This is a genomic window from Vibrio sp. 1249-1 (assembly GCF_033340495.1).
In genome coordinates, this window is record NZ_JAWOWJ010000054.1 from 1 (window position 1) to 1,439 (window position 1,439).

General features: G+C 46.1%; 1 protein-coding gene and 1 pseudogene. One reads left to right on the forward strand and one right to left on the reverse strand.

Annotated elements, in window-relative coordinates; genetic code table 11:
- Positions 1–404: pseudogene (locus R7Z50_RS24150) on the reverse strand (6-phospho-beta-glucosidase); the annotation flags it as partial.
- A gap of 115 nt (positions 405–519) precedes the next feature.
- On the opposite strand from R7Z50_RS24150, the gene R7Z50_RS24155 reads away from it, so the two are divergent.
- On the forward strand, positions 520–1,439 hold a 920-nt coding region (locus R7Z50_RS24155), incomplete at its 3' end, for a LysR substrate-binding domain-containing protein (protein WP_318149303.1).

Here is a 1,439-nt window from a genome sequence, read left to right on the forward strand (position 1 = left end):
TTACAGATTTCCAGCGCGATAGGAATCGTGCGACAGGCATTGGCAAAACCGCCTAAACCGTTGGTCTCCTGACCGATCATTCCGTATTTAAGCGAGATGCGTTCATCGCGGATACGACCTTCCAAACAACCCGCGCGAAATTGAGAACAGACAAAATCGGCGTCTTTTAATGCGGGTTTGCGATCCAGCGTGACGTGAACATCAATATGAGACAGGTTGTTTTTCGCCAACATTCGGCGCGTTAAATCGCCAATGATGCTGACTTTCTCTTTGCCATCTTCAATATCGACCAACCACAACTCGCCGATAGGCAGTTCATGATTGCGCTTGATGAGACCTTCGATAAGCTCAGGCGTGTAACTGGAGCCTGCACCAATAATGGTAATTTTTAGATTCTTTTTCATCGTGCTGTTTCTCGTTATGGATAAGACAGTTTGATTTAAAAGCATCGTGATTCGCTATACAAACCAATTTAAACTTGCTATGCATTAGCCTTTCTAATTTATGTCGAGTGCCAAGATGGACAGAAAACAGCAGATGCTCTCTAACATGTACACTTTCGCCGTTGCTGGTAAGTGTCTCAGTTTTACCAAAGCCGCTGAAGAGTTGTTTATTACCCAAGGGGCAGTGAGCCAACGTATTAAGTCACTGGAAGAACAACTGGGTTTCAGCTTATTTGTGCGTATGACTCGGCGATTAGAGCTGACCAAAGAAGGAGAGCGGTTACTGCACGCGCTTAACCAATCGTTTGAGGTGATTTTCTCTGAACTTGAAGACATCAAATTCAACGAGCTGCGTGGCGAGCTTTACATCGGCGTGGCCCCCACGTTTGCACAGAGTTGGTTACTGCCGCGTATGGTGGAATTTCAGCGTTTGTATCCTTCTCTCAATATCAAGCTTCGAGTAAAGGCAAGCCGATTAGATTTCTTACATGAGCCCGTTGATATTGCAATTTACTACAGTGACAGCGAGCATCCGGGTTTCCATCATCAAAGGCTTTTTGATGAAGAGTTGATGCCGGTTTGTAGCCCTGAATACAGCCAAATACATTTCTCCGGTGGTGTGAGTAGTGCCAGCCAATTTGAGGCCGTGACCTTTATCCATTGCACAGAATCGTTAGAAGCAAACGAGCCAAATCATGAATGGCAGAGCTGGTTAGCAAGCCAAAGCAACTCTGAACTGAAATCGCTTAATGTGATGGAGAAAACCTACCTTTTTAACCATGCCGATATGGCGATGATTGCCGCCAAAAACAGCATGGGAATCGCAATGGCGCGGGCGTCTTTGGTGCAAACCAGTTTGGAAAAGAGAGAACTGGTCGCGCCTTTTGAACGCGTCAAAGCAGGGAGAGGGTACGATTTGATTTGTTTAAACGGCCAGCAGCACAGACCGAAAAATGCGGCGTTTATCGAATGGCTAGAAACGCAGCTACCTCCCTT